We start from the raw sequence: 26,510 nt of genomic DNA, 5'->3' as shown, positions 1-26,510 counted from the left end.
GGTACGGATGTCCGTGTCCTGGGAAACCTTTTGGCTTGGCATCGGCTCCGTAAAGCCATGCCGGGCGGCTCAGCGCTCGGCGCCCTTGCGGAAGGTCGCCCGGGCCCACAGGTAGCCGATCAGGGCGAGGCCCGTGCACCACGCGAGGGCGATCCAGGCGTCGTTGCCGATTTCGGTGCCGAGGAGCAGGCCGCGCAGGGTCTCGTTGATGGGGGAGAAGGGCTGGTACTCGGCGAACCAGCGCAGTCCGGTGGGCATCGAGTCGGGGGTGACGAAGGCGCTGCTGAGGAACGGCAGGTAGATCAGCGGCATCGGGGCGTTGCTCGCGGCCTCGACGGTCTTGGAGTTCAGGCCCATCGCGGCCGACAGCCAGCTCAGGCCGAAGGCCAGGAGCATCATCAGGCCGAGGGCGGCGGCCCACTCGACGGCCGTCGCGTCGGGGCGGAAGCCGATGGCGTACGCCACCCCGGTGACCAGGGCGAGGATGGCCACGACCTGGACCATGTTGCCCAGCACATGCCCGGTGAGGACCGAACTGCGCGAGATCGCCATGGTGCGGAAGCGGTTGATGATGCCCTCGGTCATGTCGGTGCACACGGAGATGGCGGTGGTGATCGTGCCGGAGGTCACCGCCATCACGATGATGCCGGGGACCAGGTAGTTGATGTAGGCGTCGCGGTCACCGACGCCGATTCCCTCGCCGATCGCGCCGCCGAAGACGTACACGAACAGCAGCAGCATCAGCACGGGCAGCGTGACGATCTGGACCGTCAGGGACGGGTAGCGCTGCATGTGCTTGAGGCTGCGCCGCAGCATCGTCATGGAGTCGCGGAAGGCGTAGGAGCGGGCGGGGGCGGTAGCGGTGGTGGCCATCGAGGGGTCCTCTCGGGGCAGGGCGGGGCAGGTCGGGTGGCGTGTGGCGGGGCGGGGTCAGACGGCGGCGGTCCGGTGGGTCTCGGTCAGGGCGAGGAACACGTCGTCCAGGTCGGGCGTGTGCACGGTGAGCGACTCGGCCTCGACGCCCGCCGACTCCAGCAGGTCCAGGACGGCCCGCACGGTGGCGGGGGCGCCGTCACCCGGGATGTTCAGGGCGAGGTTCTCGGGGTCGCTCTGGGCGACGTCGAACACGGCGGCTGCGGCGTCCAGTTGACGCTCGGCGGCGAAGCGGAGGCGGATGTGGCTGCCGGGGATGCGGCGCTTGAGCTCCTCGGCGGTGCCCTCGGCCACGATCCGGCCGCCGTTGAGCACGGCGATACGGTCGGCGAGCTGATCGGCCTCCTCCAGGTACTGCGTGGTGAGGAAGATCGTGATGCCCCGGTCCTCGACCAGGCCCCGGATCAGCTCCCACAGCATGCGGCGGCTGCGCGGGTCCAGGCCGGTCGTCGGCTCGTCGAGGAAGATGACGCGCGGGTCGCCGACCAGCGTCATCGCGAGGTCGAGCTTGCGGCGCATACCGCCGGAGAAGGTGGCGGCGGTCTTCTTCGCCTCCGCCGCCAGGTCGAACCGCTCCAGCAGGTCCGCGGCCCGGCGGCGGCCCTCGGCGCGGCCGAGGTGGTGCAGGTCCGCCATCAGCAGGAGGTTCTCCTCGGCGGTCAGCAGCCCGTCGACCGCGGCGAACTGGCCGGTGACGCCGATCGACCGGCGTACGTCGTCGGCCTGCCGGGTGAGGTCGTGCCCGGCGACGCGGGCCTCGCCGCCGTCGGCGCCGATCAGCGTGGACAGGATCTGGACGGTGGTGGTCTTGCCGGCGCCGTTGGGGCCGAGCAGGGCGAAGACCGACGCCTCGGGGATCCGCAGATCGATGCCGTCGAGCACCAGCTTCTCCCCGTACGACTTGCGCAGGCCCTCTGCGTGGATGGCGGTCATGACTCTCCCCGGTGACGTGAGTGGTGGTGCGGATCGGTGACTTGAACGGTGTGCAACTCGAAGACTTGAACACCGTAAAACCAGACTTGCACGGTGTGCAAGTCCTTTCGCCGAAGAACTTTTACGGTGTGCAAGTGGCGGTTAGGCTGGTCCCATGGCGCGAGAGACCTTGAACCGAGAACAGATCGTCCGGGCGGCGATCGAGCTGCTGGACGAAGAGGGCATCGACGGCCTGAGCATGCGCAAGCTGGGCCAGAAGCTGGGCTCGGCGGCGACGGCGATGTACTGGCACGTCGGCAACAAGGAGAACCTGCTGATCCTCGCGGCCGACGAGGTGTGGAGCGAGATCACGCTGCCGGACGTCCCGGCGGTGGGGTGGCGGACGGCGGCGCGCGAGCTGATGTACGCCGTGCGCGGGCTGTGCGACGGGCACCGCTGGCTCGTGCGGGTGATCACCACGTACTACGCCGCCGGCGAGGGCATGGCCCGCTTCCAGGAGTGCGCCTACGAGACCTTCGACGCCGCCGGCTTCCGGGACGCGGACCTCGACTGGGCGGTGAGCACCCCGTTCATGTTCGTGACGGGGCTGGCGTTCATGAGCGGAAGCGAGGTCGCCGGGATCAAGGAGCGGGCGGAGCAGGAATCGGCCGCGCAGCCGGAGAAGGAGGCCGAGGCCTTCGCGCAGATCAACGCCCTCGCGGCGAAGTACCCGCGGCTGAGCGCCAGCATGGAGGCGCAGGCACAGCGGGGGCAGGGCTTCGCGGAGCAGGTCGACGAGGTCTTCGCGTTCGGCGTCGAGACGATCCTCGACGGGCTGGCGGCCCGGCTGGCGGCGCGGTCCGACGCCGTCTGAGTGAGATCCGGCCGCGCGGCACGGACTGCGGGCGTGGCAAACCGGACGGCGTCGTCCCGCTGCCCGAGGATCCGGACGCGTGGCACGCACCTTCGACGAACTGGTCGCGATGCAGCGGGCGGCGGACCAGGCCCACGGCCGGGTGGAGGAACTGCGGGACGAGTACGGCCCTCCCACCCGCACTCCGTGGTCCCCGCCCTGGACCGAGGCGTACGAAAGCGCCTGGCAGGCCTGGCGCGACCTCGCCCGAGCCGTCCAGTCGGCCATCACCGAACACGCGGCGGAACAGGGCGCCGCCCGCAGCCAGATCGAAGCGGACGTGAAGGCGGCGGCCCGGCATCCGGATGCCGCGGCGGGCGGGTGACCCCGTCCGCGCCCGGACGGGTGGTGCGTGTCGCTCCGTCGGCTCCTCCTGCCGGACAGCGCGTGTCATCCATGAGCGCGGCCGGGAGAATCCCTGGTGAGGGTGGGGTGCCGCCGAGGTGTGTGAGGAGCTCCGCCGCGATGAGCTGGTCCCGCAGGTCTTGGAAGACGACGGTGCTCGGGTCGCTCGCGCTGGCGGGCGCGATGGTGGTGCCGGGCACGGCGTACGGCGGTGACGGGCCGGCCGGACCGGTTGGACCGGGCGGTGAGGGTCTGTGGGCCTCCGCGACCATCGAGCCCGGGCGGGAGGGCGTCCTCGAGGTCGGAGGCTATGACGGGGAGCCGCTTGGCGAGGGATCGGTGCTGACGCTGACGGCGCCGGCGGGCGCGCGGGTGACGGGTGTGCCGTTCGCCGGGCTCGGGTACCGGGGCGCGGTGGCACTCGGCGGGAACAGCGGGACGTACACCTTCGTGGGGGCGGCGGTGTCGACGTGGAAGGGGCACCCGTTCCCCTTCGTCCTGTCCCTCCCCCCGGACGCCGAACCCGGCACCCGCCTCCCCGACTGCACCCTCGCCCTGAGAGACCCCAAGGGCACCGTGCGGCAGCGCGGCACCTGCTCCGTGACCGTCGGACTGCCCGCCCCGACCCTGTCCCGCCCGGCGTCGGGCGTACCGCTGAGCGCGTTGCCGGAGGCGGCGGGCATTGCCTACCCGGGCGCCCAGGTCACGGTCCGCGACGCGCTGGAGAAAGAGGTCTGCGCGACGACGGCGGCACCGGACGGCACCTGGTCCTGCGTACCCGGCCTCGCCCTCCCGGCCGGCACGGGCCGCCTCCAGGCGACGGCCACTTTGAACGGGGTCAGCGCCATGAGCGAGCAGATCGACATCACGGTGGCCGGGTCGGCGCAGGAACAGCACGACACGGTGTCGGACAGTGGGGGCGGGCGGTTCCAGGGCGGCCTTGTGGCGCCGGGTGGCGTCGAGTGATGCCGATGTGGCGCCGATGTGGCGTCAGGTGGTGCCATCTGGTGCCATTGCGGTGTCACGTAGAGCGTTCCGTGGCGTTGGGGTGCGCGTGGTGCCGTGATGGTGCCGACTAATTTCCCCGTCTTTCCGCAGGTCAGAGGCTCGTGGAGAGGGAGTGGCCCGGTGTTGGTGCCAGGCAGGCTTGCGGATGGCGCCATTGTGGTGCCATGATGGCGTCATGGACCTCACCCCGTATGTCGACACCCTCCGCCGTGAACTCGCGGTGGCCGCCGAGGCCGGCGGGGACGACGCCCGAGAGCTGGCCGAGCGGCTCACCGCTCCCCTGGAGTCGGCGACCCGGCTGACCATGCTCAACGTGCTCTCCGCCGCTATGGACGAGATCACCCGCGAGCTCGCCCCAGGCTCGGTCGACGTACGGCTGCGCGGGCTCGACCCCGACTTCGTGGTGACGCTGCCGCCCACCGACAGCGCCGCCCCCGTGGAGCCGACCGCGCCCGCCGAAGCCCTCGCCCACCCGGCCCCGGCCGACGGCGACGAGGGCGGCACCGCCCGCGTCAATCTGCGTCTGCCGGCCAACCTCAAGGCACGCGCCGAGGAGGCCGCCGGCCGCGAGGGCCTGTCGGTCAACGCCTGGCTGGTGCGGGCCGTGTCGGCGGCGGTCGACGGCGGCGCACAGCCCCCTGCCGCGCAGCGGACCCGCACCGTCGGACAGAGCTTCACGGGCTGGGTGCGCTGAGCCGCGCCCGCCTGCCGCCAATAACAGCCACTTCACCCACACCACGTCCCACCTGCGGGGACGCCCCAAGGACCCATGAGGACGGTACAGCCATGCCTTCTTTCGACTCTCCCGAACCGATTTCGGTCACCGCGCACGTGGCGGCCGGCTCCATCCGATTCACCGCGGGCGACCGCGTCGACACCGTCGTGGACGTACGGCCCCGTGACCCGAAGCGGGACAAAGACGTGCGGGCCGCCGAGCAGACCGAGGTCACCTGGGCGAGCGGCGTCCTGACCGTCAGGACCAAGGAGCGCCGCCTGATCGGACCCAGCGGCGTCGTCGACGTGACGGTCGAACTGCCCACCGGCTCACGCGTCGAGGTGACCGACTCCTGGGCCGTACTCAGCGAGGGCCGGCTCGGCGAGGTCCGCGTGAAGGCCTCGGTCGGCGACATCCGCCTCGACAGCACCGGCCCGTTGACGCTGACCGCGTCGCACGGCACGGTTACCGTGGACCGGGTCCAGGGCGCTGCCGAGATCACCAGCAGCACGGGCAATGTGCGCGTCGGCACCGTCGACGGCCCCGCCGTCCTGAAGAACTCGCACGGCACCATCACCGTCGGCGCCGTGACCGGCGAACTGCGGGTGAGCGGCGCCAACGGTGCCATCGACATCGCGCGCGCCGATGCCTCGGTCACCGGAACCACGACCAACGGCTCCCTCCGGGTCGGCGAAGTCGGCAGTGGCGAGGTCCAGTTGGAGACCGCCAACGGTCCGATCGAGATCGGCATCCGCAAGGGCACCGCCGCCTGGCTCGACGTCCACTCCACCCGTGGACAGGTGCGCAACACGCTGGCCGCGGCCGAGGCCCCGGAGCAGACCGAGGGCACCGTCAAGGTCCGCGCGCGGACCAACTGGGGCAACATCGACATCCTCCGCGCCAAGGCCTGAGCGCCCGATCCGTCGGCTCCACCAAGGCCTGAGCGCCCGATCCGTCGGCTCCACCAGGGCCTGAGCGCCCGATCCGTCGGCTCCACCAGGGCCTGAGCGCCCGATCCGTCGGCTCCACCAGGGCCTGAGCGCCCGATCTCCCGGTTCCACCAGGGCCTGAGCGCCCCATCTGTCATCGGCTCCACCTCGAACGCCCCCATCCACTCAAGCCTTCGAACGGAGGCCGCCATGCCTTCTTCTGTCATGCCCATGTCCATGCCCGGTCCGCGCCGAGGTGACGGTCCGCCGCCGCCCGTCGCCGTCTCCACCATCGGCCTGCGCAAGTCGTACGGCGACAAGACCGTCCTCGACGGCATCGACCTGCGCATCCCGGCCGGTTCCGTGTTCGCGCTGCTCGGCCCCAACGGCGCCGGCAAGACCACCACCGTGCAGATCCTGTCCACGCTCATCGCGGCCGACGGCGGCCAGGCCCAGGTGGCCGGGCACGACGTCGCCACGTCACCGGACGGCGTACGGGCCGCGATCGGTGTCACCGGGCAGTTCGCCGCGCTCGACGACCTGCTCACCGCCGAGGAGAACCTCCTCCTCATGGCCGACCTGCTGCGCCTCGGCAAGCGTGAAGGCAGGGCCCGTACACAGGAGTTGCTGGAGCGGTTCGAGATCGCGGACGTCGCGAAGAGCCGCGCCGCGACCTTCTCCGGCGGCATGCGGCGCCGCCTCGACCTCGCCATGACGCTGGTCGGCGATCCGAAGGTGATCTTCCTGGACGAGCCGACGACCGGGCTCGACCCGCGCAGCCGCCGCACCATGTGGGACACGGTGCGCTCGCTGGTCGCGGGCGGTGTCACGGTCTTCCTCACCACGCAGTACCTGGAGGAGGCCGACCAGTTGGCCGACCGGATCGCCGTCCTCGACGGCGGCCGGATCGTCGCCGAGGGCACCGCCGACGAACTCAAGGCGCAGATCCCCGGCAGCCACGTACGGCTGCGGTTCACCGAGCCCGACGAGTACGAGCGCGCGGGCGCCGCCTTCCCCGGCGCGGCCCGCGACGACGAGAACCTCGCCCTGCGCGTGGCAGGCGACGGCGGCCTCGACGCGCTGCGCGCCCTGCTCGACCGGCTGGACGCCGCCGGCATCCGGGCCGCCGACTTCTCCGTGCACACCCCCGACCTGGACGACGTGTTCCTCGCCCTGACCGGCGACGGCACCTCCGGCACCCCGCTCCACATGAAGGAGACCCTGCGATGAGCACCCTCGCCCACGCCGTGCACGACTCCAGGACGATGCTGCGGCGCAACCTCAAGCACGCGCTGCGCTATCCCGCCGTGTCCCTGGGCCCGGTCATGATGCCCCTGCTGATGCTGCTGCTGTTCGTGTACGCCTTCGGGGACTCGATCGGCGCCGGTATGGGCGGCGGCCGGGACGCGTATCTGGAGTATCTGACGCCGGGCATCATCATCATGGGCGTCGCGGCCGGCGCCATGTCGACCTCGATCGCGGTCTGCCAGGACATGACCGAAGGCATCATCAACCGCTTCCGCACCATGAACATCACGCGCTCCTCGTTCATGACGGGCCATGTCGTCGGCAGCGTCCTGACGACGGTGGTGAGCCTGGTCCTGGTGGTGGGCGTGGCGCTCGCGCTCGGCTTCCGCCCGGACGCGAACCCCGTCGAGTGGCTCGCCGCGGCGGGCCTGGTCACCGCCATCGCGTTCGCGGTGGCCTGGCTGTCGGCGGCGCTGGGCCTGATCTCCAAGACCGTCGAGTCCGCGAGCAACAAGCCGCTGCTCATCCAGTTCCTGCCGTTCCTCGGCTCCGCCTTCGTGCCGGCCGGCTCGATGGCCCCGGGCCTGCGCTGGTTCGCCGAGAACCAGCCGTTCACGCCGATGACCGAGACGCTGCGTGGTCTGCTCTCCGGCTCTGAGATCGGCGACAGCGGCTGGATCTCGCTCGCCTGGTGCGCCGGCATCGCCCTCGTCGGCTACGTCTGGTCGCGCTCGCTGTTCGGCAGCACCACCAAGCGCTGAGCGACGTACCCACAGGTCCGGCTCCGGGTTCGTACCCGGAGCCGGACCTGTGCCCGGATCTTCGTGGCTTCTGCCAGTACGGCCTCGCGCCGGGGCGCCGGAAGACTGCCCGCCAGGGCCGCGGTGCGCCGTGGCCGAGGACCTGACGGAGCAACGGGGAGGACACCACGATGAGCGTGCGACAGCAGTACGACGAGATCGGTGAGGCGTTCGAGGGCTTCAAGTCCCTGCCGCTGGCGCGGTACGCGGAGGTGCCCGCGTTCCTGGCGATGGTCGGGGACGTGCGCGGCAAGGCGGTCCTCGACCTGGCCTCCGGCACCGGCTTCTACAGCAGGGAGTTCGCGCGGCGGGGTGCGGCGGAGGTGCTCGGCATCGACATCTCCGGTGAAATGGTCGCCGCGGCACAGAAGCTGGAGGAGCGCGATCCGCTGGGCGTGCGCTACGAGGTGGGCGACGTGTCGGAACTGCGCCCCCTGGAGCGGCGCTACGACATCGCCACGGCGGTCCAGCTCCTCAACTACGCCGAGGACATCGCCGCCACGGAGCGGATGTGCCGCGCCGTGCACCGCAGCCTGACGCCCGGCGCCGAGTTCTTCCTGCTCAACCAGACACCCGACTACCGCTTCGACGCACCGCCCCTGGACCGGTACGGCTTCCGCACCGAGCTGACCGGCGAGGAGGCCGAGACCGGGCCGCGCGTGCGGCTCACGGCCCTGCTCGACCCGCGGCCGATCTCGTTCGTCACCACCTGCCCGCGCCGCGAGGTCTACGAAACGTGCCTGCGGGCAGCCGGATTCGGCGACCTGACCTGGGTACCGCTTCAGGTGTCCGAGGCCGGCCTGCGCGAGTTCGGCGCGGACTTCTGGGCGGACGTCATCGCCAACCCGCCCCTGGAGATGCTGCGCTGCCGAGCCTGACGCCGGGGCCGGCGGCGCTCCGGGAGCGCGGACGCACCCGACGTGGACCGGCAGCCGGTCCGGTCGATCCGCGACTGCCGGTCAACTGCTAGTAGCGCACCGCCCGCTCCACCTCCGCCCGCACATCCCCGCTCAGGTCGCGGGTGCTGTGGGCGGTGCCCTTGCCGGACTTGTCGGCGGCGACGTCCGACACCGTCACCACGGACGCGTCGAGCAGATTGCCGTTCTCGTCCTTGAAGTTGACCTGGACGGCGAAGGACTTCGTCGAGTCGGTCGTGTTCTCGGCCGTGACCTCCACCGACGCGCGGCCGCCGGAGTCGGTCGTGGGGTCGTCCAGCGTCACCGAGCTCTTGGCGTCGATGCCGCCCTTGATGTTGTCGAGCTGGCGGCCCGCCTCCGCTGTCGCCGAGGTGTAGGCCGACGCCGCCTTGCTGGCCACCGAGGAGGGCGTGTCGTCGTCCGAGCAGGAGGTCAGGACGGTGACGGCGAGGGCGGCGGTCGCCAGGAGGGCCGTGGCCGTTCGACGGCGGGGGCGGTGAGCGGGCATGCGGGGCTCCAAGCGTGCGTTCCGGTCCCTTCAGTGAAGGTCCGCACCGCCCCGTTCGCACTCCGGACGTCACCCGATCGGCGCCTCCCCCGTGGTGGGCACCCCCTGGCGGGCCGATCGTCGTACCGACCGCAGAACCTGACCGCGGAACACGCGAGAAGTGGGGTACGGCAGCCATGAGCCAGCAGCAGTCGCATGCGAGCGATGCCGCCCATAGCCGTCCGGGAACCCAGGCGACCTGGCCCTCCGCCGGAACCGGCGCCGACCCCGGCAGCGCGCCCGGCCCCGGCAGTGCCCCCGGCTCCGGCTGGGTCACCGGCGGACTCGTCTTCGCCGGTGTGCTGATGCTGGTGAACGGGCTGCTGGCCATCCTCCAGGGCATCTCCGCCATCGCCGAGGACGACGTGTACGCCCGTATCGGCGACTACGTCTTCAAGGCCAACCTCACCGCATGGGGCTGGATCCTGCTCGGCCTCGGCGTCGTCGCCCTCGCGGTCGGCTACGGCATCCTCCAGGGAGCCTGGTGGGCGCGGATCACCGGTATCTTCCTGGCTTCCCTGAGCATGGTCGCCCACTTCCTGTTCCTGCCGTACACGCCGGTCTGGTCGGTGATCATGGTGGGCATCGACTTCTTCGTGATCCTCGCGCTCGCCCTGGCCCCGGACGCCTCCGCCCCCTCGGACACGGCTAGCGCTTCAAGGCGCGGTAACGCCTCAGCAGCTCGCTGATCCTGGCCGGGTCCTTGCGGCCGTTCAGCTCGGTCAGCAGGTCGTCGGGGCAGAGTTCGTAGAGGTCGCCCCAGAAACGGCGGCCGTGGTTGTCCCAGATGCGATAGCCGCCGGGCACACCCCTGGCCACGTAACGTCGCCTGCTCAACCGAACCCCCAGCCCGATGCCACCCTGTCCTGTGCGGACAGGGTGGCATCGCGACGTGGCCCGGGCGCCCCGAATTTTTTCAGGCGTGCCCTATTCCGCCCCCGCCGAAGGACCCGCTCTTGCCGGGCAGCCAGCGTTTGCGGTGCTGGTCCTCGCTGCGTTTGCTGCCCGCATGGTGCAAGTCGTGCGGCAGCAGGCGTTCTCTGCCTTCCGCGTGCGGGACCTCGTCGGGTTCGCGCATCTCCCGGAGCTCATGGACCGCGCCGGTGTCGGGCAGGTGCGTCTGTTCATCCGGAGTGGGCCGTGGCAGCTCTCGGTCACGGACCCGCATGCCGAACTGCACCGCCCAGACCAGTGCGCCGGCGATGATCATTCCCCCCACGAAGGCGGCGATCACGTTGAGTACTTCGCTCGACGTGGCCGCTAGTTCAAACGTCGCCGTACTCATGCCCCAATTATCACCGAAACGGACGAATAAGCTCCTCCGGGAGTGAACCGTTCCGCCGCCCCAGCGGGTCTACGCGCGTTCCTCCGGCTCCCCCAGCTCCGTGAACAGCGTGAGCTGAAGGGCGCCGGGCGCTTCGAGGCGTGAATTGAGGGAGTTCCACGGCGTACGGGTCGGCTCCGCCAGGACCTCGGCTCCGGCCGCCGCCAGCCTCGCGGTGGTGGCCGTGGAGTCGTCCACCTGGAAGGCGACCCTGATGTGGCCGGCCACCCGGCGGCCGACCTCCACCTCGTCGATGAAGCCGGCGTGGTTGGGGTCGGTCAGCTCCAGGGTGGCCCGACCCGCCTCCAGGATGGTGACCCGGCCGTCGGGGGAGGAGAACGCGGCGCGCTCCGGGAGGCCGAGCTCGTCCCGGTAGAAGCGCAGCGCCTCGTCGTAGTCGGCCGCCGTGACCACCAGGCGGAGCTCGTGGACGCGGGCGGGGTGTTCGGCCGGGCTTACGGACTCGGACATGAGCGGCTCCTCTGCGGTGTTTCGACTCTTCGACGGTCGTGTTCGGTCAACCCGGGCACCGAGGCGGGTGATTCCCGCCGGCCGGCCTCAGGGCCGGGGCCGTACACCCCGTACCGCCCAGGCCCGTGCCGTGAGCGGGACGGAGCCGTCCGGTGCGACGGGCACCAGTGCGTGCAGGGCGTCGCGCAGTCGGTCGCGGGCGGCCGGGGCGAGGGTGGCGGCATAGCCCGGGGCGGGGCCCTGGCCGGCGAGGAAGGGGTCCCACAGGTCGGTGAAGTCCGCGAAGACCGTGGGCACCTCGACCGACGTCGTCGCGACCTCGACGAGTCCCGCGTCGGTCCACAGGCTGTGGAGATGTTCCGGGCCGCAGTCGGAGAAACGGCGGGCCTCGTCCAGCTCTGCTGCGGCCGGGTCGGTCGCCGCGGCCGCCGTCCAGAAGGCATGCAGGAAACCCATGCCTTCGCCGTAGTCCCAGACGTACGCCGCGACCAGGCCGCCGGGGCGGACGGCTCGCGCCAACTCCCTTACCGCGACGGCTTGTTCGGGCAGGAAGTTGAGCGTCAGGCCGCTGACCGCCACGTCGAACACGCCGTCGCGGACGGGCAGCGCCATGGCGTCCCCCACGACGAAGCCGGCCGCGCGGACCGGCGTACCGGCGGCCGCCGTCACGAACCCCTCGGAGCGGTCGCAGCCCAGCACCCGGCGTGGGTCGTGCGCCTTTGTCACCAGTGCCGACAGCGCACCCGTGCCGCACCCGACGTCCAGCCAGCGCAGGCTGTCCGGGCGGTCGAGCCAGGTCAGGAACTCGCGTGCGACGGCCCGGCTCCACCGGCCCATGTACCGCTCGTAGGCGGCTCCCGACGACCACACGTCGAAATGCTGCTCTGCCATGTCCGTAACGATCCTCCGTGCCGCCGGCGACCGAAACCTCCGTAGGCCGCGGCAGCGACCAAAGAGGCACCACGAGCGACGATCGGCCGACGCGCGCGCCATCGCCCCCGCCCGACCATGGACACGTCCAGCGGACGGGAGGAGCGGGAACATGGCGGACCTGCGGGTCGGGGCGGTCGTGTCGGCGATGGTGGTGACGCTGTCCGGTGGGACCTGGGCGGCCTCGCCCGCGGTGCCGGCGGAGAACGGGCGGGCGGCCGCGGCGCAGATGTACGTGGCGCCCTGGGGGAACGACGGATGGCCGGGCACGTACGAGCGTCCGTTCGCGACGCCGGGGCGTGCCCAGCAGGCGGTGCGGGCCCGCACGGCCGGGATGACCTCGGACATCGTGGTGAACCTGAGGGGCGGGACGTACCGGCTGACGGCTCCGCTGCGGATGTCGGAGGTGGCCGGCGACTCCGGCCGTGGCGGTCACCGGGTGGTCTACCAGGCGTACGGCCACGGCACGGCGCGGCAGGAGCGGGTGACCCTCAGCGGCGGCCGGGAGATCGGGGGCTGGCGGCCCGATCCGCTGCGACGGGGCGTGTGGCGGGCGGACGTCGGCGCCCTCGACACCCGGCAGTTGTACGTTGCCGGCAGGCGGGCCGACCGGGCGAGGCTCGGCGACGGGATCCCCGGCAGGCTGAAGGTGACCGACACCGGCCTGACCACGACCAGCGCCGTCCCCCGCACCTGGCGGACGCCCCGCGACATGGAGCTGCGATTCCGCTTCGAGTACCTGGAGGGCCGCTGCGGCATCGCGGACATCTCGCGCGGCCCCGGCGGCGGGTCGACGATCACCATGGACCAGCCGTGCTGGCGGATGGCCCGCGACCTGTACGGGCCCGAGCTGCTCGCCCTGCCGTCCGACGTCGAGAACTCCCTCGACTTCCTGGACCGGCCCGGGAGCTGGTACCTCGACCGCTCCCGCCCCGGACACCACAGGCTGCTGTACCGGCCGAGGCCGGGCGAGGACATGCGGCGTGCGGCCGTGACGGCGCCCGTCCTCCAGACGCTGGTCGGCGGGAGCGGCAGCGCGGGTGGGCCGGTGCACGACATCGCCTTCAAGGGGCTGACGTTCGCGCACGCCGGCTGGACGGCACCCAGCGAGCCCGCCGGATTCGCCGCCGCGTGGAGCATGTACCTGCGGCCCGGCAAGGGCGATGAGTTCAGGCTGCTCACCGTGCCGGGGAACGTCTCCTTCCACAGCGCCGAACGGATCACCTTCCAGGGCAACCGGTTCGTCCATCTCGGCGCCCAAGGGCTCAGGTTCTCCGGGAACAGCTCGCACAACACGGTGGACGGCAACGTCTTCACCGACATCGCCGACGGCGGTATCGCCCTCGGCGTCCTGCCGCCGGAGACGAGGGGCGCGAGCCGCGGCAACCGGGTCAGCAACAACTGGATCCACCGCACCGGCGCCGACTACAGCGCCTCCTCCGGCATCTGGGACGGCGGCAGCCGGCAGACGACCATCGCGCACAACCAGCTCGACCACCTGCCCTACACCGGCGTCCTCTCCGGCCCCGCCGAGGACGTGCGCGGCCTGATGAGCGGCAACCGCATCCTCGGCAACCGGGTCTTCGCGACCAACCGGCTGCTGGCCGACGGCGGCGGCATCTATCTGCGCGGCGAACAGGGCACGTCGTACGCGGACGGCGCGCTCGTCAGCGGCAACGCGGTCTCGGACAGCGCCTACGGCGCCTGGAACGTCGGCATCTACACCGACGACAGCAGCAGGTGGATCAGCGTGCGCGACAACGCCGTGCACGGCTACCGGGCCTCGATCGGCGGATGCAGCGAGGACTGGGGCGACCGGCCGGTCCGCAACGTCCGCTTCCACGGCAACTTCTGGGACGACGCCGTGCCCGACTGGCTGCCCCGCCGCGACTACCCCGGCGGCTGGCCGCCCGCACCGGACTGCGGTGACCCCAAGGACCTGGAGTTCAGGGGCAACACCGTGCTGACCCCGGCCGGCCCCGGCGCGGACTGCGCGGCGCGTCCGGCGTGCGCGGCGATCGTGGACCGGGCGGGGCCCGGGGAGTCGTACCGGCGGGGGTTGGGGCTGCGGTGAGGGGGCGGCGGGCGGCGGCCCCGTGACCGGGGGTGAGGGCCGCCGCCCGCCGGAGCGTCAGCTACCGCTCTTGCCGAGAAGCTTGTTCATCTCCTCGATCTCGGCCGTCTGGGCGGTCACGACGGCGTCGGCCAGCTTGGTCGCCGGGCCGTAGCGGCCCTCGGCCTTCTCGGTCCCGGCCATCTCCACGGCGCCCTCGTGGTGTTCGACCATGAGGGTGAGGAACAGGGTGTCGAAGGCCTTGCCGGACGCCTTCATCAGCTTGTCCATGTCCTTCGCGTCCATCATCCCGGCCATCTTGGAGCCACCGGAGTGAGCGGAGTGGTCCATGCCGGGCGCGGCCGACGGCACGTCCTCACCCCAGGACTTCAGCCAGCCGGACATGGTCCGGATCTCGGGGTCCTGGGCCTTGCGGATGCGCTCGGCGAGGTCTTTCACCTCGGCGGACGAGGCGCGGTCGGCGGCCATCTCGGCCATCTGCAGCGCCTGCTGGTGGTGCGGGATCATGCCCTGCGCGAAGGTGACGTCCTGGGCGTTGTGCGCGGCGGCGTCGGCGCCGGCGGCGGACGAGGTGGGCGCGTCGGCTGCGGCGTCCGAGCTGCCGCCGTCGCCGCCGCACGCGGCGAGGACGAGGGCGGCGGCGACGGCCGTCGCGGCCAGGGCGGTTCGGCGGACGAGGGTACGCGTGCTGTTCATGCTGTGAACTCCTGCGTGTGCGTGAGCTGCCGAGCCCCGGGCGGGGGCGTGGCACGGACATGGCTGGGTGCCGTACGCCCCGGTGGTGAGGGGGGACGGCTCGGCCTTGTCCTAGGTCCGCAGGATCTGCAGTTCGGCCAGTGAGGGAGGCGCGCGTTCGCCGTCCGGCACCGCGGCCGGGGAGCGGCGGTCGAGGCCGCCTGTGACGCCGGTCCCGGCCGGGTCGGGCATCAGGGCCGGGAGTGCGGGGCCGGTGCCGACGGCGCCGGAGGCGCAGGTCGGGTCGGCGTGCTGGGCGTGTCCGCCGGTCGTGCCGCCGCCGTGGCAGACGGCCTCGTCGGTCATGGCCGTCGTATGGGCGCTCATGGGGCGGGTGTGCCCGTGCCCCGGTGCGGAGTGCGAGGCGACCGTGCCGCCGGGCCCGAGGCCGTGCATCGCGAACAGCCCGGAGAGCAGCCCGAGCAGCACAAGCAGGCGCCACGGTCCCGGGATCGGGAGCCGCGGCGCACGGTGATGCTGTGCACGGGCTGTCACGCCCTCATCGTACGTATGCCGCGCGCGAGCGACTCATCGGGCCGCCGACCGTTCGGCCGCCGGATGACTTTGCCATCTCTTTACAACCCGCCCCGCCGCTGCCTCGTCTCTCCGCTCGACCGTCACCCAGCCCGCCGCGTACGGCAGTACCGGCGGACCGACGAAAGAGAGCGAGTCCATGCGCCGCACCACGTTCAGCGCCCTGGCCCTCACCTGCACCGCCCTCCTGGCCGCCGGCACGCCCGCGTTCGCCGACTCGGCCGCCCCGAGCCAGGTCCCCAGCGAGACCTCGGCCTCGCCGGTCCCCAGCCCGACCAAGGTCCCCTCGGCCACGGCCTCGCCGGTCCCCTCCGAGGATCCGACCAGCGCCCCGTCCCCCGTCCCCACGGCACCGTCGGCCGAGCCGACCCGGGCGCCGGGCGGCGGCCAGGTCTCCGTCCGGCCGTCCGGGGCGCCCGACACCGGCGTGACGCCGACCTCGGACACCGGCAGCGACAAGGGCGGGCTGATCGGCGCCGGCGCGGCCGCGCTGCTCCTCGCCGGCGGTGCGACGACGTTCGTCGTACGGCGTCGGAGGGCGCACGGGGCATGACGGGGCTCTCCAGGCGCGCGTTCACCACGGCGGCTGTGGCGTCGCTGCTGGTGGGCTGCGCCGGGCAGGCCACGGAGCAGGACGCGAGCGCGAGTGCCAGAAGGACCAGGGGGCGGGAGGGGGCGGACGACGGTCCGTCCTCCGGCTCCTCGGCATCGGCGAACTCCACGCGCGCACTGGGCCGTTCGGCCCCGGTCCGGCTGCGGATCCCGGCGATCGGCGTCGACACCCCCCTCATCCGGCTCGGCCTGGCGCGGGACGGCAGCGTGCAGGTGCCGCCGATCACCGCCGACGACCGGGCGGGCTGGTACCGGCACTCGCCGACGCCGGGCCAGGTCGGCCCGTCCGTGATCCTCGGCCACGTCACGGTCGGCGCCTATGGCGACGGGGTCTTCCGCCGCCTCGGGGAACTGCGGCGCGGCGACCGGATCGTGGCGCGCAGACAGGACGGCTCCTCGGCGGAGTTCACGGTCAGTGCCGTACGGACGGTGGCCAAGGCGGACTTCCCGGCGGAGCAGGTCTACGGGGACGTGGACCGCCCGGAGCTGCGTCTGATCACCTGCGGGGGCCCGCGCGAGGGTGACGAGTACCGCGACAACGTGATCGTGTTCGCGTCACTGAGCTCGGCGGCTCCTTGAGCGGACAAGGGGGATCCGGATCCGGGCCGGGCGGCCGGGGAACGCGAGCCGACGGCCCGGCATCCTCCCCTGTGAGCCCACAGGAGCCCGGCCCCAGGCAGGTCGTTCCGCCGTCCCGACCATGGAGAGCGTTGAAACGGTCCCGAGACAAGGCAGCGTCCGAGCTGTTCGCTGCCCTGTACCCGCGCCTGGCCGGCTGGTGCCGCCGTCTCGTCGACGACGACGAGACGGCCCACGAGATCGCCTCCGAGGCCTTCACCAGGCTGTGGGCCCGCTGGCACCGCGTGGAGGAACCGCGCGGCTTCCTCTACGTGACCGCCGCGAACCTCGTCCGCGACCACTGGCGCAAACTGGAGCGCGAGCGCAAGGCGATGCGCAGGGTCACGACGGAAGCGGCCGTCAACGCGCACACGGAACAGGCGGACCCGTCGGTGCGCCTGCTGGTCCAGTCCCTCCCGGAACGACTGCGCACCCCGATCCTCCTCCACTACTACGCTGACATGCCGATCCGGGAGGTGTCCGTGCTGACCGGACGCAAGGAAGGGACCGTCAAGGCCGACCTGCACGCGGCCCGCGAACTGCTCCGCGTCCACCTGAGGAGAAGCCTTGACCACACGCTTTGACGAGGACGACGTGGACGGCCCGCAGTTCGCTCCCGACGACCCTCTGGCGGTCATCCTCCGCACGCCCACGGACCACCTCGCCCCACCCCCCGGCCACTACGAGAGACTCCGCCGCAAGGCGTCCCGCCGGCGCCTGGTGCGTACGGCGACCGGGGTGGGCGTGACCTGCGCGGTGGCGCTGCTGGTCGCGTTGCCGTTCGCCACGCGCGGCTCGGACGCGCCGACCTCCCCCGCGCCTCCGCTCGCACCCCCGCCCGCGAGCGACCGCACGACACCGCCCACCCCTTCGCCGTCCACCCCGGCTCCCTCGAAGTCCCCGGACGGCGCCTCGTCCCCGGGCCGGTCGGCGTCACAGACGCCGACCGTGCCGTCCGAGGCGCCGACGCCGGTGCCCACCCGCGATCCACAGGCCGCGGATTCCGCAACGCCGGACGCGAGGACGACCCCCACGGCCCGACCGCCGGCGGAGCCGACGCAGGGTGCCACCGCCTCGCCGACGGCTCCCTAGCGCGCGGAAAAACCCCTCGCGGCGCCTGGGCGCGGGGCGTTACCCTCGCCGCGATGATGACTCACTCTGATGACAGATCGGGGGTCCCGTCCGCGCAAGGTGAGTGCTGATGGGCACTTCGAACGCGAACGGGGAATCCCGGGTTTCTTTCTGGCCGCGCGTGCGCGAGTTCGCCGTGCCGGCCTCCATGATCGAGACCGCGACCGCCCGCCGGCTCGCCGGGGACTGGGCGGGGGCATGTGCCGCCGCGGGAATCGACGTCGATCTCAATCTGCGCTCCCTCGCACGGGCTCACGGGCGGGAAGTCGCCGCCGAAGTCCGTGACGATCTGCGCGCTCTGGCTCCCGATCTGCTGCGCTGGCACATGCCCCGGATCGCTCCCGACGGGCTGCTGCGCCCGGGGTTGACCCTCGCGCTCGCTCGGTACGGCGGCACGGGACGCGGGCGCCGGCGGCCGCTGCACCTCGTGGTGCGGACACCGCCCGCGTGGGCGGACGCCGGCCAGCGGATCAGCCTGGCGTTGTGGGACGGGGCACGGGGGCAGGGCGGGGCCGGTGCCCAGCCGGACCCACCTTCCCATCCCCATCCCCGGCCGAGTCGGCGGTTCCGGCTCGATCTGCACCGGCATCTCTGGGACGCCCGCCGGGCCGGCGAGCTGCGCGGTCGGGCGGGGCGCGGTGCCGGGGCCGGCGGTCTGTCCGGAGCGGGGGCGGAGCTGCCGGGCAGCGGTGTTGCGTACGGGTCCCTGTGCGCCGTCGACCGATGGGCCGACGAGGCGTCGCTGCTGCTGCGTGCCGAGGGGCGGTCCTCCGGTGCCGTCGTCGTGCGGTTGGGGGACCGGCAGCGGCTCCTGCTGGAGGTGTCCGCGGACATGAGCGGTGACGGTCGCGGTGGAGCGGGCGGGCTGCGGATCGCGGAGTCCGCCGGACGCCGTGCCTCCGCGTCGCCCGACCTCTGCGTGCTGCCCGACGCCGCGACCTGGATCCTGCCCGACCTGGAGTTGCTGCGGGCCGGTGCGATCGACGCCGGTCGGCTGCATCCGCTGGTCGCCTCCGCGCTCGTACCGGAACGTTCCGGTGCGGCAGGTGCCCGGCCCGCGGAGCGTTTTGGGCCGGTGCGGTTCGTGCGGTGCCGGGGCGAGAGGCATCGGATCGGCCTGGTCGACGGGGTGCTGGCTCCCCTCGACCACGCACCCGAGGAGATCCGGCGCGAGGAACTCCTCGCCGCGCTGACCGGCACTCCGCTGCCCTGTCTCCAGGCCGTCGACGACGCGCACCGCCGCCCCGAGTGCCTGCCCGACGTCCGTGAACGCCTCTGGCACGGCGACATCGCCGGCGCGTTGGCCGTCGTCGAGGGGCTGTTGGGCCCGGGCGCGGTGCTGCGTGACGGTGCGTTGCGTGACGAGCTGGAGGCCATCGCGCGACGGCGGGTCGCCTACGGACTCTTCCGGTCCGGGCTCGCCGAACCCCGGCCGGGACCGGTCCGCTTCGACGAACGCGTCCCCCGCCGTCCCGGTGGCCGTCGCACGCGCCCGCGGCACGCGGCCTTCTCCTGAGCCGCGCCACCCACCTCCTTCCTCAGACCCCTCACGAGACCCACGGTGATGACACATGCCCACATGCACCCTGCCCTCCGCTTCCTCCGCCTCCCAACTCGACGTCGCAGCCGACCTGTTGACGCTGCTGCGGGACACCACGACCGAACCTCGCCCCGACCCCCAGCTCGAAGCCCTCACGCTGGCCGTGGCCGCCGATCTGCCCGTGCTGCTCTGGGGCGAGCCGGGGATCGGCAAGACCGCCGCGCTCACCCAGCTCGCCGTCGAACTCGACCTGCCGCTGACCACGGTGATCGCCAGCGTCCATGAACCGTCCGACTTCTCCGGGCTGCCCGTCGTCGGCGACGACCCCGCCGAGCAGGGCGTGCCGATGGCGCCGCCGGACTGGGCCGTACGGCTGGTGAAGGCCGGGCGGGGGCTGCTGTTCCTGGACGAGTTGTCGACCGCGCCGCCCGCCGTGCAGGCCGCGCTGCTGCGGCTGGTGCTGGAGCGCAGGGTCGGGGCGCTGCGGCTGCCGCCCGGGGTGCGGATCGTGGCCGCGGCCAACCCGCGCTCCTCGGCCGCCGACGGCTGGGAGCTGAGTGCGCCGCTGGCCAACCGGTTCGTGCATCTGCAATGGGCCCACGACCACGAGGTCGTCGTACGCGGACTCGGCGGGACCTGGCCCCGGGCGACCCTGCCCCGGCTCGACCCCGAAAAGCTGGCCGAGGCCGTGGACTTCGCGCGGCGCGCGGTGTGCGGGCTGCTGTCCGGGCGGCCGGCGCTCGTGCACCGGCTGCCGAGCGGGGAGGCGCGGCGGGGCGGTGCCTGGCCGTCGCCGCGAAGCTGGGAGATGACCCAGTGCCTGGTCGCCTTCGCCACCGCCGCCGGGTCCTCGCGGGAGGTGCTGTCGATGCTGGTGCGGGGCACCGTGGGGGACGGGCCGGGGCTGGAACTGCTGGCCTGCGTGGACCGGATGGACCTGCCCGACCCGGAGCTGCTGCTCGCCGACCCCGCGCGTGCCGAGCTGCCCGAGCGGGGGGATCTGCGGCAGGCCGCGCTGGACGCGGTCGTGGAGGCGGTACGGTCCCGCCCCGACAGGTCCCGCTGGGACGCGGCCTGGGCCCTGCTGGTGAGGGCCCTGGAGACCGGCGCCCCGGACCTGGTCGTCGTCCCCGCGAGCACCCTCGCCTCACTGCGCCAGGAGGACTGGGACATCCCGCCGTCGATCGATCGGCTCTCCGGCGTCGTGACCCTGTCCCGACGAGCGGACCGGGCGGCGGCCAGAACGGCCGCGATCGAGGAGAAGACGAGGGCGGGCCGCCGATGAGCGACGACCGACGCAGCGAGGAAGCCTCGCCGCAGGACCGGGCCAAGGCGGTGCCCGGAGGCCGAGGTGGAGCCCGGCGCCTCGATTCCGACAGATCGTCCGGCCCGGACCGAGGCGGGGGCTCGCCCCCCACCGGTGACGAGCTCCCTGGCCTCGCCGGTGAGGGAGCGGGGCGTCCGGACCGTGACGGAGCGAGGCACCCGGGCCGCGACACGCCGTCGCCCCTCGACCGGGACAAACTCTTCTCCGCGCGGCTGCACGCCGCCCGGGTGCGGCCCTATCTGGCGACCGCTCTGTTCGCCCTGCATGTCGTCGAGTCGCGGTGGGTGCCGACGATGGCCGTCGACCGGCACTGGCGGTGTTATGTGTCGCCGGTGTTCGTGGAGCGGACGCCGGTGGAGGAGCTGGCCGGGGTGTGGGTGCACGAGGTGTCGCATCTGCTGCGCGACCATCACGCGCGCAGCGACCGGGTGGCGCGTGAGCGCGGGCTGACCGGGCCGGGGGAGCGGCTGCGGATGAACATCGCCGCGGACTGCGAGATCAACGACGACGTGTACGGCGACGGGCTGGCCCGGCCCGAGGGCGCCGTCGACCCGGCGACGTTGATGCTGCGCGACGGCGAGCTGATGGAGGACTATCTGCGCCAGTTCCGGCTGGGCCCGCGGACGCAGGACCTGGCCTGGCTGGACTGCGGCAGCGGCGCCGACGGCCTGGAGCGGGCGTGGGATCTGGGGCCGGACGGCGCGCACGGGCTGAGCTCCCAGGAACGGGACGCCGTCCGGTTCCGGGTGGCGCAGGGCATCACCGGCCGCCCCGGGAACGCCCCCGACGGCTGGCAGCGCTGGGCGGAGGAGGTCTTCCACCCGCCGCAGCCATGGCGGGAGCTGCTCGGCGCGGCGGTACGGTCGGCCGCCTCCGGCCCCGGCGCGGGCGAGGACTACACCTACGGCCGTCTCTCGCGCCGTTCGGCCTCGGTACCCGGCGCCGTGCTGCCGAGCCTGCGACGCCGGCCGCCGCACGTGTGTGTCGTCATCGACACCTCCGGCTCGGTCAGCGACGCCGAACTGGGCAGCGCGCTGCTGGAGGTCGCCGCGATCTCCCGTGCCGTGGGCGGGCGCCCCGACCTGGTCAGCGTGGTGTCGTGCGACGCGGCGGCCGGGGGTGTGCACCGGGTGTGCCGCGCCGAGGGAATTCCGCTGGTCGGGGGCGGCGGCACGGATCTGCGGGAGGGCTTCGCGACGGCGCTGCGGTCCCGGCCCCGGCCCGATGTCGTCGTCGCCCTGACGGACGGTCAGACCCCGTGGCCGAGCAGCCGGCCGCCGTGCCGGACGGTGGTGGGGCTCTTCCCCCGCTTCCCGCGCTCGCGCGGCGGCTCAAGGGGCGGCGACGGCTCCGACTACGTGCCGGACGGCCCGCCGGCCTGGGCGCGGGTGGTCGAGATCGGGGCGGGTGCCACGGGCAGGTGAGACCAGGGGCCCATCGGGCCGTCGTACTCCCGGCGGACCCGCGCCCCGCGCGTACTGCATTCTCAGTACCGGCGATTGTCGGCAGCCGCACGACGACACGGCACCCCCCTCCCCGAGAGCCTGGGCACACGTTCGAGTCCCAGATGTGGAGACCCCCTGCCGTGGCAACTTTCCTGTATCGACTGGGCCGTCTGGCCTTCCGGCGGCGCTGGTACGTCGCCCTGGTCTGGGCGGCCGTCCTGGCCGCCGTCGGCCTGGGCGCGCTGAAGGCCCCGGGAGCCGCCGACGAGGGCTTCTCCATGCCGGGGATCGAGTCCCAGAAGGCGTTCGACCTGATGGAGGAGCGCTTCCCGGGGGCGACGGCCGACAGCGCGACCGCGCGGGTCGTCTTCGTCGCGCCGGGCGGCGAGAAGGTCACCGCCGCCGCCAACAAGAAGGCCGTCGAGGAGGCCGTGGCCGAGCTGGGCGACGGCTCGCAAGTGGCCGCCGCCGTCGATCCGTTCCGGGCGAAGGCCGTCAGCAAGGACGGCACGACCGCGTACGCGACCGTCACCTACAAGGTCGCCTCCAACGACCTCACCGACGCCAGCCGCAGCCATCTGGAGAAGGCGCTCGACGACGCCCGCGACAGCGGACTGACCGTCGAGGCCGGCGGGAGCGCGATGGACGACGGCGGCGGCGCGGGCGGGGCCGCCGAGGTGATCGGCATGGCGATCGCCGCCGTCGTCCTGCTCGTCACGTTCGGTTCGCTGGCCGCCGCCGGGCTGCCGCTGCTGACCGCCGTCGTCGGCGTCGGCGTCAGCATGGCCACCATCCTCGTCCTGTCCGAGGCGCTCGGCCTGTCCACCACGACCGGCACCCTCGCGATGATGCTGGGCCTCGCGGTCGGCATCGACTACGCCCTGTTCGTCGTCTCGCGCTACCGCGAGGAACGCGCCAAGGGCCGCACCCCCCAGGAGGCGGCCGGACTCGCCGCCGGTACGGCCGGTTCCGCGGTCGTCTTCGCGGGGCTCACCGTCGTCATCGCGCTCGCCGGCCTGTCGGTCGTCGGCATCCCGATGCTCACCAAGATGGGCCTGGCCGCGGCGGGCGCGGTCGTCGTCGCGGTGCTCATCGCGCTGACGCTGGTCCCCGCGGTCCTCGGCTTCTGGCCCAACGCCGTACTGCCGAGGCGGGCCCGCAAGAGCGGCCGTATCGAGGAGGGCGCCGAGAGCAACGGCGGCACCCGGTGGGCGCGGTTCGTGCTGCGCCGGCCCATACCGGTGCTGCTCCTCGGCGTCGTGGGCCTAGGCGCGCTCGCCGTGCCGATGACCCAGCTCCAGCTAGGCATGCCCGGTGACGAGGCCAAGTCGACGTCCACCACCGAGCGGCGGGCCTACGACGCGCTCGCCGAGGCGTTCGGGCCGGGCTTCAACGGGCCGCTGACCGTCGTCGTGGACGCCAAGGGCGACAGCGACGCCAAGGGCGCCGTCACCACGGTCTCCGAGAAGATCGCCGGCACCGAGGGGGTCGTGTCCGTCTCCCCCGCCCGCTTCAACGAGGCCGGCGACACCGCCGTCTTCTCCGTCGTGCCCTCCACCGCGCCGACCGACGAGAAGACCAAGGACCTGGTCACCACCATCCGGGACGAGCGCCCTGCGACGGAGGCCCAGACCGGGGCGACCTTCGAGGTCACCGGCACCACCGCAATGAACATCGACATCGCCGACAAGGTGCAGGCCGCGCTGGTGCCGTATCTGAGCGTCGTGGTGGGCCTCGCGGTCGTGCTGCTGCTGGTGGTCTTCCGTTCGCTGCTCGTCCCGCTGAAGGCGGCCGCCGGATTCCTGCTGTCGGTGCTTGCCTCCCTCGGAGCGGTCGTCGTGGTCTTCCAGCAGGGGCACGGCGCCGAACTGCTGGGCGTGGAGCAGACCGGGCCGATCATGAGCCTGATGCCGATCTTCCTGGTGGGCATCGTCTTCGGGCTCGCCATGGACTACGAGGTCTTCCTCGTCTCGCGGATGCGGGAGGCGTACGTCCACGGTGAACCGGCCGCTCAGGCGGTGACGTCCGGCTTCCGGCACAGTGCCCGCGTGGTCGTGGCCGCCGCGCTGATCATGATCGCGGTGTTCGCCGGGTTCATCGGGGAGAGCGACTCGATGATCAAGATGATCGGGTTCGGGCTCGCCACCGCCGTGCTGCTGGACGCGTTCGTCGTACGGATGGCGATCGTGCCCGCCGTGCTCGCCCTGCTCGGCGACAAGGCCTGGTGGCTGCCGAAGTGGCTGGACCGGATCGTGCCGCGCGTCGACGTGGAGGGCGAGGCGCTCAGCCGCCGGTCCGAAGCACCGGATCCCGCACCGGCCGACCTGGAAGTGGCGCGTACCTGACCGGCTCGTCCACCCCACAGGGACCGTCCGTGACGAAGGACACGGGCGGTCCCGCCGGTCGTTCCCGGCCGGCGCGGACACCATGGACCCAGCCCACCGACCGGAGAGCACCATGAGCACCAGCCCGGAGCGGCGCTACGCCCACCGCGTCGAGGACTTCGCGGACCGCCACTCCCTCGTCGTCGACGCGGTGCTGGTCATGGCCCTGATGGGCTGCGCGACCCTCGGCAGCATGCTCACCCTGCCCGGCGCCGCGCCGCCGGGTCAGGACCGGACCGCCACCGTCCTCCTCGGTGTGGCCTGCCTCGCGCTGTTGAAGCACCGCACACACCCACGCTTCGCGGTCGTCGTGTCCGCGCTCTGCGCGGCGGTCGTGGTCGCGTTCGGCTACCTGCTCACCCCGCTCCTGCTGGCCCCCGTCATGGCGGCGCTGTACTGGCTGGCCGTCCTCACGGACCGCAGGACCACCCGCGCCTACGGCATCGCCACCTTGGTCGCGGTGATCGTCGCGGCGGCGATCTCCGACTCCATGGAGCATGTGTCGCTGCTGCTCAGGACGATCGGTCCGCTGTTCTGGCTGCTGCTGCCCCTGGCCGCCGGCAACATGACCCGGCTGCGGCGTGCCTACCTGGCGGCGGTGCAGGCCCGTGCCGAGCACGCCGAACGCACCCGCGAGGAGGAGGCCAGGCTGCGGGTCACCGAGGAGCGCATGCGCATCGCCCGTGAGCTGCACGACGTCGTCGCCCACCACATGGCCCTGGCCAACGCCCAGGCCGGCACGGCCGCCCACCTGGCGCTGACCAACCCGGAGCAGACGCAGATGATTCTCACCGACCTCACCGGCACCACCTCCTCGGCGCTGCGCGAGCTGAAGGCGACGCTGGGTCTGCTGCGGCAGAACGGCGACCCCGACTCCGCGCCGCTGGAACCGTCGCCCGGACTGGCCCGGCTGCCCGAGCTGGTGTCGGCCTGCGCGTCCGCGGGCGTCATCGTCACCGTCGCCACGGAAGGGGAGCCGCAGCCGCTGTCCCCCGGCGTGGACCTGACCGCGTTCCGCATCGTGCAGGAGGCCCTGACCAACGTCACCAAGCACGCCACCACGGAAGCCGCCTGCGTACGGCTCGCCTACTCCGGCTCCCGCCTCCAGATCACCGTCACCGACGACGGCCCCGCCACCACCCGGGCCGTCCTCTCCGCGACGGCGGACGGTCACGGCTTCGGCGTCATGGGCATGCGTGAGCGCGCCCAGTCCATCGGCGGCGAGCTCCACGCGGGCCCCCGCCCCGAGGGAGGCTTCGAGGTCATGACCGCCCTGCCGTTGCAGCCGCACGGCGCCGGGCAGGAGGAGTCGACCGCATGAGGGGTGCGGGACCCGCGTGCGAGAATCCGCGTACGCCCATCCGCATCCGATCCATCGAGGTTCCCGTGACCAAGCCCGTCGCCCGCGAGCCGTTGCGGCGCAATTCGCGGGCCAACCGGGAGCGCATCCTGGCCACGGCCCGCCGGGAGCTCGGCCGGAACCCGGACGTCACGCTGGAGGAGCTGGCGCGGGCCGCGGGTGTCGTACGACGCACCCTGTTCGGCCACTTCCCGGGCCGTGAGGCGCTGCTCGAAGCCCTCGCGGAGGAGGCGTCCGAGGCGTTGCGCAGCGCGCTGACGGAGGGTGCGGCGTTCGCGGAGACCGAACCGGCCGAGCGGGCGTTCGCCGGGTTCGTGCTCTCGCTGTGGCCGGTCGGCGATCGCTACCGCCTGCTGCTGTCGCTGGCCAAGCGGGACCTGGGCGTGCAGCGGGTGGCCGAGGTGCTGGCCCCGGCCCGCGCGACGGCCACGGCGATCCTGGAGCGCGGGCAGCGTGACGGCGTCTTCCACACGCATCTGCCGGCCGAGGCGATGAGCGCGGGCCTCGAGGCGATGACGGTCGCGCTGCTGGAGTCGGTCAACGCCGGGCTGCTGGAGGACGACGGGACACGGGCCGCCGTCGCCACGCTGATCGCGACCGGCGTGCCGGAGGAGCGGGCGAAGTCCGTGGTCGAGGCGGTCACACCGCCCGCGGAGGCGGCGCACGGCGCCGAGGGCTGAGCGGGGCGCAGGCCGCCGACGAGTGAGCGGGGTGCCGGGGCGGACCGGGGTGGCGCTGGTCGCCGAGGGCTGATTGGG

At 72.8% G+C, this 26,510-nt stretch carries 29 protein-coding genes; 20 read left to right on the top strand and 9 right to left on the bottom strand.

What is annotated here, in order from left to right; all coding sequences use genetic code 11:
• Positions 1 to 69 precede the first annotated feature (69 nt).
• Entirely contained in the window at positions 70 to 873 is an 804-nt protein-coding gene (locus ACZ69Q_RS16985; protein ID WP_471042162.1) for an ABC transporter permease, read from the bottom strand.
• Between the two features lie 57 nt (positions 874 to 930).
• On the bottom strand, positions 931 to 1,866 hold the full coding sequence (locus tag ACZ69Q_RS16980) for an ATP-binding cassette domain-containing protein (protein WP_471042160.1): 936 nt from the start codon (positions 1,864 to 1,866) through the stop codon (positions 931 to 933).
• Between the two features lie 154 nt (positions 1,867 to 2,020).
• Here ACZ69Q_RS16980 and ACZ69Q_RS16975 point away from each other — a divergent pair, with 154 nt between their 5' ends.
• The 8 genes from ACZ69Q_RS16975 to ACZ69Q_RS16940 all read left to right on the top strand — a co-directional run bounded on the left by ACZ69Q_RS16975 (position 2,021) and on the right by ACZ69Q_RS16940 (position 8,681).
• Positions 2,021 to 2,719, top strand: coding sequence for a TetR/AcrR family transcriptional regulator (locus ACZ69Q_RS16975; protein WP_471042159.1), 699 nt, complete (start codon positions 2,021 to 2,023; stop codon positions 2,717 to 2,719).
• A 79-nt stretch (positions 2,720 to 2,798) separates the two neighbouring features.
• A complete protein-coding gene (locus tag ACZ69Q_RS16970; protein ID WP_471042157.1) occupies positions 2,799 to 3,083 on the top strand; it encodes a hypothetical protein in 285 nt (94 codons plus the stop codon).
• 140 nt (positions 3,084 to 3,223) lie between these two features.
• Entirely contained in the window at positions 3,224 to 4,069 is an 846-nt protein-coding gene (locus ACZ69Q_RS16965; RefSeq protein ID WP_471042155.1) for a carboxypeptidase regulatory-like domain-containing protein, read from the top strand.
• Positions 4,070 to 4,286: 217 nt separating this feature from the next.
• Positions 4,287 to 4,805: a hypothetical protein gene (locus ACZ69Q_RS16960; RefSeq protein ID WP_471042154.1), complete on the top strand. Its 519-nt coding sequence runs from the start codon at positions 4,287 to 4,289 to the stop codon at positions 4,803 to 4,805.
• Between the two features lie 92 nt (positions 4,806 to 4,897).
• On the top strand, positions 4,898 to 5,737 hold the full coding sequence (locus ACZ69Q_RS16955; RefSeq protein ID WP_471042153.1) for a DUF4097 family beta strand repeat-containing protein: 840 nt from the start codon (positions 4,898 to 4,900) through the stop codon (positions 5,735 to 5,737).
• 255 nt (positions 5,738 to 5,992) lie between these two features.
• Positions 5,993 to 6,985, top strand: a complete 993-nt coding sequence (locus ACZ69Q_RS16950) for an ATP-binding cassette domain-containing protein (protein ID WP_471042641.1) — start codon at positions 5,993 to 5,995, stop codon at positions 6,983 to 6,985.
• Positions 6,982 to 7,764 (top strand): ABC transporter permease, encoded by a 783-nt coding sequence (locus ACZ69Q_RS16945; RefSeq protein ID WP_471042152.1) that lies wholly within the window; start codon positions 6,982 to 6,984, stop codon positions 7,762 to 7,764. The genes ACZ69Q_RS16950 and ACZ69Q_RS16945 overlap by 4 nt, the downstream gene beginning before the upstream one ends.
• 170 nt (positions 7,765 to 7,934) lie before the next feature.
• The gene (locus tag ACZ69Q_RS16940) at positions 7,935 to 8,681 is read left to right on the top strand and encodes a class I SAM-dependent methyltransferase (protein WP_471042151.1); all 747 of its coding nucleotides are present in this window, start codon (positions 7,935 to 7,937) and stop codon (positions 8,679 to 8,681) included.
• Positions 8,682 to 8,769: 88 nt separating this feature from the next.
• Here ACZ69Q_RS16940 and ACZ69Q_RS16935 read toward each other — a convergent pair whose 3' ends face one another.
• Positions 8,770 to 9,228: an FxLYD domain-containing protein gene (locus tag ACZ69Q_RS16935; RefSeq protein ID WP_471042149.1), complete on the bottom strand. Its 459-nt coding sequence runs from the start codon at positions 9,226 to 9,228 to the stop codon at positions 8,770 to 8,772.
• A gap of 176 nt (positions 9,229 to 9,404) precedes the next feature.
• On the opposite strand from ACZ69Q_RS16935, the gene ACZ69Q_RS16930 reads away from it, so the two are divergent.
• Positions 9,405 to 9,956, top strand: a complete 552-nt coding sequence (locus ACZ69Q_RS16930; protein WP_471042147.1) for a DUF7144 family membrane protein — start codon at positions 9,405 to 9,407, stop codon at positions 9,954 to 9,956.
• On the opposite strand, the gene ACZ69Q_RS16925 is transcribed toward ACZ69Q_RS16930, so the two are convergent.
• The 4 genes from ACZ69Q_RS16925 to ACZ69Q_RS16910 form a co-directional block, all read right to left on the bottom strand.
• A complete protein-coding gene (locus ACZ69Q_RS16925) occupies positions 9,916 to 10,104 on the bottom strand; it encodes a hypothetical protein (RefSeq protein ID WP_471042146.1) in 189 nt (62 codons plus the stop codon). The genes ACZ69Q_RS16930 and ACZ69Q_RS16925 overlap by 41 nt on opposite strands.
• A 79-nt stretch (positions 10,105 to 10,183) precedes the next feature.
• On the bottom strand, positions 10,184 to 10,552 hold the full coding sequence (locus ACZ69Q_RS16920) for a DUF6479 family protein (RefSeq protein ID WP_471042145.1): 369 nt from the start codon (positions 10,550 to 10,552) through the stop codon (positions 10,184 to 10,186).
• 69 nt (positions 10,553 to 10,621) lie between these two features.
• The gene (locus ACZ69Q_RS16915; protein ID WP_471042144.1) at positions 10,622 to 11,062 is read right to left on the bottom strand and encodes a VOC family protein; all 441 of its coding nucleotides are present in this window, start codon (positions 11,060 to 11,062) and stop codon (positions 10,622 to 10,624) included.
• Positions 11,063 to 11,149: 87 nt separating this feature from the next.
• Positions 11,150 to 11,953, bottom strand: a complete 804-nt coding sequence (locus tag ACZ69Q_RS16910) for a class I SAM-dependent methyltransferase (protein ID WP_471042142.1) — start codon at positions 11,951 to 11,953, stop codon at positions 11,150 to 11,152.
• 151 nt (positions 11,954 to 12,104) lie between these two features.
• On the opposite strand from ACZ69Q_RS16910, the gene ACZ69Q_RS16905 reads away from it, so the two are divergent.
• The gene (locus ACZ69Q_RS16905) at positions 12,105 to 14,066 is read left to right on the top strand and encodes a right-handed parallel beta-helix repeat-containing protein (RefSeq protein ID WP_471042141.1); all 1,962 of its coding nucleotides are present in this window, start codon (positions 12,105 to 12,107) and stop codon (positions 14,064 to 14,066) included.
• A 57-nt stretch (positions 14,067 to 14,123) separates the two neighbouring features.
• Here the strand turns inward: ACZ69Q_RS16905 and ACZ69Q_RS16900 are convergent, their stop codons facing one another.
• Positions 14,124 to 14,762, bottom strand: a complete 639-nt coding sequence (locus ACZ69Q_RS16900) for a DUF305 domain-containing protein (protein WP_471042140.1) — start codon at positions 14,760 to 14,762, stop codon at positions 14,124 to 14,126.
• 111 nt (positions 14,763 to 14,873) lie between these two features.
• Positions 14,874 to 15,296 (bottom strand): DUF6153 family protein, encoded by a 423-nt coding sequence (locus ACZ69Q_RS16895; protein WP_471042139.1) that lies wholly within the window; start codon positions 15,294 to 15,296, stop codon positions 14,874 to 14,876.
• Between the two features lie 178 nt (positions 15,297 to 15,474).
• Here ACZ69Q_RS16895 and ACZ69Q_RS16890 point away from each other — a divergent pair, with 178 nt between their 5' ends.
• The 10 genes from ACZ69Q_RS16890 to ACZ69Q_RS16845 all read left to right on the top strand — a co-directional run bounded on the left by ACZ69Q_RS16890 (position 15,475) and on the right by ACZ69Q_RS16845 (position 26,432).
• Positions 15,475 to 15,888, top strand: coding sequence for a sortase-dependent protein (locus ACZ69Q_RS16890; RefSeq protein ID WP_471042138.1), 414 nt, complete (start codon positions 15,475 to 15,477; stop codon positions 15,886 to 15,888).
• Complete coding sequence (locus ACZ69Q_RS16885; protein ID WP_471042137.1) at positions 15,885 to 16,526, top strand: class F sortase; 642 nt, start codon at positions 15,885 to 15,887, stop codon at positions 16,524 to 16,526. Before ACZ69Q_RS16890 ends, ACZ69Q_RS16885 begins: the two co-directional genes overlap by 4 nt.
• Before the next feature lie 131 nt (positions 16,527 to 16,657).
• A complete protein-coding gene (locus ACZ69Q_RS16880; protein ID WP_471042135.1) occupies positions 16,658 to 17,149 on the top strand; it encodes an RNA polymerase sigma factor in 492 nt (163 codons plus the stop codon).
• Positions 17,133 to 17,657, top strand: coding sequence for a hypothetical protein (locus ACZ69Q_RS16875; RefSeq protein ID WP_471042134.1), 525 nt, complete (start codon positions 17,133 to 17,135; stop codon positions 17,655 to 17,657). Before ACZ69Q_RS16880 ends, ACZ69Q_RS16875 begins: the two co-directional genes overlap by 17 nt.
• A 109-nt stretch (positions 17,658 to 17,766) precedes the next feature.
• The gene (locus tag ACZ69Q_RS16870) at positions 17,767 to 19,212 is read left to right on the top strand and encodes a hypothetical protein (protein WP_471042133.1); all 1,446 of its coding nucleotides are present in this window, start codon (positions 17,767 to 17,769) and stop codon (positions 19,210 to 19,212) included.
• Positions 19,213 to 19,267: 55 nt separating this feature from the next.
• Positions 19,268 to 20,521, top strand: a complete 1,254-nt coding sequence (locus ACZ69Q_RS16865; RefSeq protein WP_471042131.1) for an AAA family ATPase — start codon at positions 19,268 to 19,270, stop codon at positions 20,519 to 20,521.
• The gene (locus ACZ69Q_RS16860; protein ID WP_471042130.1) at positions 20,518 to 21,987 is read left to right on the top strand and encodes a vWA domain-containing protein; all 1,470 of its coding nucleotides are present in this window, start codon (positions 20,518 to 20,520) and stop codon (positions 21,985 to 21,987) included. Before ACZ69Q_RS16865 ends, ACZ69Q_RS16860 begins: the two co-directional genes overlap by 4 nt.
• Positions 21,988 to 22,148: 161 nt before the next feature.
• On the top strand, positions 22,149 to 24,353 hold the full coding sequence (locus ACZ69Q_RS16855) for an MMPL family transporter (RefSeq protein ID WP_471042129.1): 2,205 nt from the start codon (positions 22,149 to 22,151) through the stop codon (positions 24,351 to 24,353).
• A 112-nt stretch (positions 24,354 to 24,465) separates the two neighbouring features.
• Complete coding sequence (locus ACZ69Q_RS16850; protein ID WP_471042128.1) at positions 24,466 to 25,713, top strand: sensor histidine kinase; 1,248 nt, start codon at positions 24,466 to 24,468, stop codon at positions 25,711 to 25,713.
• 65 nt (positions 25,714 to 25,778) lie between these two features.
• Positions 25,779 to 26,432, top strand: coding sequence for a TetR/AcrR family transcriptional regulator (locus ACZ69Q_RS16845; RefSeq protein ID WP_471042126.1), 654 nt, complete (start codon positions 25,779 to 25,781; stop codon positions 26,430 to 26,432).
• Positions 26,433 to 26,510: the final 78 nt, after the last annotated feature.

The organism is Streptomyces sp. NPDC036764 (assembly GCF_055609385.1).
This window is presented reverse-complemented; position numbering and strand designations above follow the sequence as displayed.

Coding starts and splice junctions, on each gene's coding strand:
- ACZ69Q_RS16985 (WP_471042162.1), bottom strand. CDS start 873: ATGGCCACCACCGCTACCGCCCCCGCCCGCTCCTACGCCTTCCGCGAC.
- ACZ69Q_RS16980 (WP_471042160.1), bottom strand. CDS start 1,866: ATGACCGCCATCCACGCAGAGGGCCTGCGCAAGTCGTACGGGGAGAAG.
- ACZ69Q_RS16975 (WP_471042159.1), top strand. CDS start 2,021: ATGGCGCGAGAGACCTTGAACCGAGAACAGATCGTCCGGGCGGCGATC.
- ACZ69Q_RS16965 (WP_471042155.1), top strand. CDS start 3,224: ATGAGCTGGTCCCGCAGGTCTTGGAAGACGACGGTGCTCGGGTCGCTC.
- ACZ69Q_RS16960 (WP_471042154.1), top strand. CDS start 4,287: ATGGACCTCACCCCGTATGTCGACACCCTCCGCCGTGAACTCGCGGTG.
- ACZ69Q_RS16955 (WP_471042153.1), top strand. CDS start 4,898: ATGCCTTCTTTCGACTCTCCCGAACCGATTTCGGTCACCGCGCACGTG.
- ACZ69Q_RS16950 (WP_471042641.1), top strand. CDS start 5,993: ATGCCCGGTCCGCGCCGAGGTGACGGTCCGCCGCCGCCCGTCGCCGTC.
- ACZ69Q_RS16945 (WP_471042152.1), top strand. CDS start 6,982: ATGAGCACCCTCGCCCACGCCGTGCACGACTCCAGGACGATGCTGCGG.
- ACZ69Q_RS16940 (WP_471042151.1), top strand. CDS start 7,935: ATGAGCGTGCGACAGCAGTACGACGAGATCGGTGAGGCGTTCGAGGGC.
- ACZ69Q_RS16935 (WP_471042149.1), bottom strand. CDS start 9,228: ATGCCCGCTCACCGCCCCCGCCGTCGAACGGCCACGGCCCTCCTGGCG.
- ACZ69Q_RS16930 (WP_471042147.1), top strand. CDS start 9,405: ATGAGCCAGCAGCAGTCGCATGCGAGCGATGCCGCCCATAGCCGTCCG.
- ACZ69Q_RS16920 (WP_471042145.1), bottom strand. CDS start 10,552: ATGAGTACGGCGACGTTTGAACTAGCGGCCACGTCGAGCGAAGTACTC.
- ACZ69Q_RS16915 (WP_471042144.1), bottom strand. CDS start 11,062: ATGTCCGAGTCCGTAAGCCCGGCCGAACACCCCGCCCGCGTCCACGAG.
- ACZ69Q_RS16910 (WP_471042142.1), bottom strand. CDS start 11,953: ATGGCAGAGCAGCATTTCGACGTGTGGTCGTCGGGAGCCGCCTACGAG.
- ACZ69Q_RS16905 (WP_471042141.1), top strand. CDS start 12,105: ATGGCGGACCTGCGGGTCGGGGCGGTCGTGTCGGCGATGGTGGTGACG.
- ACZ69Q_RS16900 (WP_471042140.1), bottom strand. CDS start 14,762: ATGAACAGCACGCGTACCCTCGTCCGCCGAACCGCCCTGGCCGCGACG.
- ACZ69Q_RS16890 (WP_471042138.1), top strand. CDS start 15,475: ATGCGCCGCACCACGTTCAGCGCCCTGGCCCTCACCTGCACCGCCCTC.
- ACZ69Q_RS16885 (WP_471042137.1), top strand. CDS start 15,885: ATGACGGGGCTCTCCAGGCGCGCGTTCACCACGGCGGCTGTGGCGTCG.
- ACZ69Q_RS16870 (WP_471042133.1), top strand. CDS start 17,767: ATGGGCACTTCGAACGCGAACGGGGAATCCCGGGTTTCTTTCTGGCCG.
- ACZ69Q_RS16865 (WP_471042131.1), top strand. CDS start 19,268: ATGCCCACATGCACCCTGCCCTCCGCTTCCTCCGCCTCCCAACTCGAC.
- ACZ69Q_RS16860 (WP_471042130.1), top strand. CDS start 20,518: ATGAGCGACGACCGACGCAGCGAGGAAGCCTCGCCGCAGGACCGGGCC.
- ACZ69Q_RS16850 (WP_471042128.1), top strand. CDS start 24,466: ATGAGCACCAGCCCGGAGCGGCGCTACGCCCACCGCGTCGAGGACTTC.